The sequence below is a fragment of the Sandarakinorhabdus oryzae genome (assembly GCF_009733735.1).
In the GTDB taxonomy this organism is placed as follows: domain Bacteria; phylum Pseudomonadota; class Alphaproteobacteria; order Sphingomonadales; family Sphingomonadaceae; genus Sandarakinorhabdus; species Sandarakinorhabdus oryzae.
Genome location: NZ_WNJP01000211.1, coordinates 1 through 4,200 on the forward strand (window position 1 = coordinate 1; position 4,200 = coordinate 4,200).

Genomic DNA, 4,200 nt, shown 5'->3' on the forward strand with positions numbered 1-4,200 from the left:
CCCGCCCGGTGTGCTGGCGGCCGGGGCCAGCGACATGGCGCGAGAGGCCCGCGTGCTGGCCGCGCTGGCGCCGCATTTCCCGCTGGCCCCGCGCCTGGTCGCCTTTTGTGATGACGAGGCCGTGCTGGGCACGAAATTCCAGCTGATCGAACGGCGAGACGGCGTGGCGATTGCCGGCACCTTGCCGCCGCCAGCCCACGACGGCCTGGCGCTGGTCGACACGACGCTCCAAGCGATGGCGACGCTGCATGCGCTCGATCCGGAGCGCGTGGGGCTGGGCGACCTCGGCAAGCCGGAAGGCTTCCATGCCCGCCAGTTGAAGGGCTGGACGGCACGGGCCGAGGCGGTGTGGCCCGAGGGCCTGCCCGGCGGTGTTGCCGGCCTGATCGGCGCGCTCGCCACCGCCGTGCCGCCTGAAGCTGGCGCCCCTGTGCTGCTGCACATGGATCTGAAGCCCGACAATCTGCTGGTCGATCCCGCCACCTGCCAGGCGCGCGCCATGATCGATTGGGACATGGCGACCCGCGGCCCGCGCGGTTTCGATCTCGCCATCCTGCTCTCATACTGGATCGAGCCGGGCGATCCGGACGATGTGCAGTCGTTACAGGCGGTGCCCTCGCTCACCCCCGGCTGGCCGGGGCGGGCGGCAGTGGCTGCGCGCTATGCTGCCATCAGCGGCCATGATCCGGGTGATCTCGTCTGGCCGCTGGCGCTCGCCCGGCTGCGCCTGGCCATAGCCTGGATGCAGCTTTACCGAAAATGGCAGCGCGGCGAGATGGATGGCACGCGCTATGCAGGCTTCGCGACATTGGCGCAGGCGATCATCGCCCATGCGCTGGCCCAATATCAGAAAGGCGCTCTGTGACCGATTTCACCCTGCCCGAAGCCACCAAGGCGCTGGCCCGCCACACCCGCCAGTTCGTGATCGACAAGATCATCCCGTTCGAACGCGACCCGCGCCTGACCCAGCATGGCCCCACCGACGATCTGCGCGCCGAACTGGTGGCGCTGGCCAAAGCCGAAGGCCTGCTCACCCCACAGGCGCCCACGGAACTCGGCGGCATGGGCTTTGATCATGCCACGCAGGCGGCCGTCTTCGAAGCCGCCGGTTGGTCGACTCTCGGTCCGGTGGCGATGAACTGCGCCGCGCCGGACGAGGGCAACATGTATCTCCTCTCCCGCATCGCCCGGCCGGACCAGGTGGCACAGTTCCTCAAGCCGATGATCGACGGCCATCGCCGCAGCGTCTTCGCCATGACCGAGCCGGACGGTGCCGGAAGCGACCCCGGCCAATTGAGAACCCGCGCCGTGTTCAACGGCAACGACTATGAAATTTCCGGCCTGAAATGGCTGATCACCGGGGCCAATGGCGCGAAAACCTGGATCATCATGGCCAATGTCGAGCCCAACACCCATGGCGCCCACGGCCCGACCCTGTTCCTGTGCGAAGGCGACACGCCGGGCATTCAGATCGAGCGCGTCATGGACTCGATGGACCGCAACTATGTCGAGGGCCATTGCGTCGTGCGCTTCGAGGGACTGCGGCTCGGGCCGTCGCAGATCCTAGGCGAGATCGGCTCGGCCTTCCGCTATGCCCAGATGCGCCTGGCGCCGGCGCGGCTCACCCACTGCATGCGCTGGCTCGGCGCGGCCGCGCGCTGCCAGCATATCGCGCTGGAACACGCCCGCGTGCGCACCGCCTTCGGCAAGCCGCTGCTGCAGCACCAGGGCGTCAACTTCATGCTGGCCGACAACGAGATCGCCCTGCACCAGGCCCGGCTCGCCATCCGTCACGTCGCCTGGCTGCTCGATAATGGGGTTCGCGCAAGGCACGAAAGCTCGATCGTGAAGGCCAGCGTGTCGGAAGAGTTGTTCAAGGTCGCCGATCGCTGCGTGCAGATATTGGGCGGTATCGGCGTCACCTCGGAAACCGTCGTCGAGATGATCTTCCGCGACATGCGGCCGTTCCGCCTCTACGACGGCCCCACCGAAGTGCACAAATTTGCCATCGCCACCCAGCTGGAACGGCAGGGCAGCGCCTTCGCCGATCCGGTCGGCTGGTGATCAGAAACTGAGGCCCGTCGCCGCCGCCAGGTCGGCCAGCGCCTGGGCCTCGTCGGTCACCTTGATCGCCGTCATGCCCAACACCGCCGCCGGCTTGCAGTTGATGCCCAGGTCATCGAGGTAAACGCAGGCCGACGGCGCCACCCCCAACGCCTCGCACATCATCAGATAGATGCGCGGATCAGGCTTCCTCAGCCCCACCTTTGCGCTCTCGATGACATGGTGAAACTCGGCGAGGATATGCTTCACGCTCGGCCCCCAGCCGATATCCTCCTCGCTCGCCACATTGTTGGTGATGCAGCCGATCTTGAACGCCGCCCGGCACGCCCGCAGCGCCGCCACCATCCCCGGCCGCACATCCCCCGCCAGCAACGGCAACACCTCACCGCCCGGCACATCATGACCCAACGCCAACGCCTCGGCCCGGAACGCCGCATCAAACTCCACCGTCGTGATCTCGCTGCGCTCCAGCCGCGCCCAGGCGTTGGTATCGGGATTGGTGGCGTTCACCGTGCGGATGAACCCCTTCGGCAACCCACGCTGGGCCTCATAACGCGCAAACGCCTCGAACGGTGACGAGGCGATCACCCCGCCAAAATCGAAAATCACCGCCTGAATGGCCATACGCGCGTCCTTTGCCTGTTGCATCCTGCTTAGGCGTGACGGGTGAGGACTTCACCCGAGAAAAGAACAAGGGGCCTCCGGCGGGCAGGGGCTGAGCCCCTGCACCCACTTTCGTTGGGTCCGATCCATTGATTGAGGGTGTCGTCATGCTGGCGCAGACCAGCATCCACTTTGGTGCCCGGACTCGAGGCGTTGCGCTCGACGACGGGATGGATGCTGGCCTGCGCCAGCATGACATTGGCTCTTGTTTAAGGGCTGCCCAAAACAAACGGGTGCAGGGACTGCGTCCCTGCCCGCCGGAGGCCATCTTCTTGTAACTTAAACCGAGAAGCTCGACCCGCAGCCACACCCTGACGCCGCGTTGGGGTTCTTCACCTCGAAGGCCGCCGCGCCGATCTTTTCGACATAATCGACTTCAGCGCCGGCGACGAATGGCAGCGAATCGGGATCGACCAGCATGGTGACGCCGTCGGTTTCCACCACCGTGTCACCGTCGGCCGGAGCGGCTTCGAGGCCGAAGCGATATTGGAAGCCGGCGCAGCCGCCACCATCGACGGCGAGGCGCAGCATCATGCCGGGTTTGCCCTGGCGGGCGGCGATGGCGGCCACGCGCTTGGCAGCCGCGGGGGACAGGCGGGGCAGGGTTTCCATACGTCTAATGTAGGCGCCGGGCCGGCCTGCTGCAACCGGCGGGCCGATCAACGGCCGGTGCGGGCTTTCCAGGTGCGGCCGCCGGCCATCACCATATCGTCGCTGGCCAGCGGGGCGAAGGGTTCGTCGCTGACGATGTCGAGCGGGGCCACCACGGTCGGGCGGCTGCGGACCGGGGCATCGACGCCGAAGTTGGCGAGTTCGACGAACGGTTGCGGATCAAGGGCGCGGCCATCGAGGCGGACTTCGAAGTGGAGGTGGGTGCCGGTCGAGCGGCCGGTGGAGCCCATGCCGCCGATGACCTGGCCCTGGCGGATGACATCGCCTTCCTTCACGTAGAATCGCGACATGTGGCCATAGCGGGTTTCAAGGCCATTGCCGTGATCGACAACCACGACCTTGCCATAGCCCGCCCACCAACCAGCCCGGACGACGACACCATCGGCCGCGGCGTGGATGGCATCGCCGGTGCTGCCGGTCATGTCGATGCCGGCGTGGAAGGCGCCGCCGCCGTGGAACGGATCAGACCGATAGCCGAAGTCCGACGACGGATCGTAGCGGTTGACCGGCAGGAAGGCCGGGATACGGGCGAAGGTGGCGGCGATGGCGGCCTGGCGCACGGCATTGGCCTGCAAGTCGCGCACGCGCGGATCATTGGCGGCGATGAACGGACCACCGGTGTTGGCGTGGCCATCAAGGAAGCGATCGGGGTTGAGGCCGAGGCGGCGCAGCACGGCTTCGGCGCGCGGGGCGCCGGCGGGGGCGGCGCCGATCAGGGCGGCGACCGGCTGGCCAGCGCGCGGCAGCAGGCGCGACAGGGTGGCGGCATCGGTGCGTTCGTTGGCCAGCGCCGCCAGGAAG

General features: G+C 67.4%; 5 protein-coding genes. 2 read left to right on the plus strand and 3 right to left on the minus strand.

Annotated elements, in window-relative coordinates; translation table 11 throughout:
* The coding region (locus tag GJ693_RS14300) for a phosphotransferase family protein (RefSeq protein WP_156256944.1) at positions 1-865 on the plus strand (865 nt) is incomplete at its 5' end.
* Positions 862-2,064, plus strand: coding sequence for an acyl-CoA dehydrogenase family protein (locus GJ693_RS14305; RefSeq protein ID WP_156256945.1), 1,203 nt, complete (start codon positions 862-864; stop codon positions 2,062-2,064). The genes GJ693_RS14300 and GJ693_RS14305, both read left to right, overlap by 4 nt.
* Here the strand turns inward: GJ693_RS14305 and GJ693_RS14310 are convergent, their stop codons facing one another.
* From GJ693_RS14310 to GJ693_RS14320, 3 genes are all read right to left on the minus strand, one after another.
* A complete protein-coding gene (locus GJ693_RS14310; RefSeq protein WP_156256946.1) occupies positions 2,065-2,688 on the minus strand; it encodes an HAD-IA family hydrolase in 624 nt (207 codons plus the stop codon).
* Between the two features lie 318 nt (positions 2,689-3,006).
* Positions 3,007-3,339 (minus strand): iron-sulfur cluster insertion protein ErpA, encoded by a 333-nt coding sequence (erpA, locus tag GJ693_RS14315; protein WP_156256947.1) that lies wholly within the window; start codon positions 3,337-3,339, stop codon positions 3,007-3,009.
* Between the two features lie 47 nt (positions 3,340-3,386).
* Positions 3,387-4,200: M23 family metallopeptidase (locus GJ693_RS14320; protein ID WP_156256948.1), on the minus strand; the 814-nt coding region annotated here is incomplete at its 5' end.

Excerpts from the sequence above, each read along its gene's own strand:
- GJ693_RS14310 (WP_156256946.1), bottom strand. The coding sequence starts at position 2,688 with ATGGCCATTCAGGCGGTGATTTTCGATTTTGGCGGGGTGATCGCCTCG.
- erpA (WP_156256947.1), bottom strand. The coding sequence starts at position 3,339 with ATGGAAACCCTGCCCCGCCTGTCCCCCGCGGCTGCCAAGCGCGTGGCC.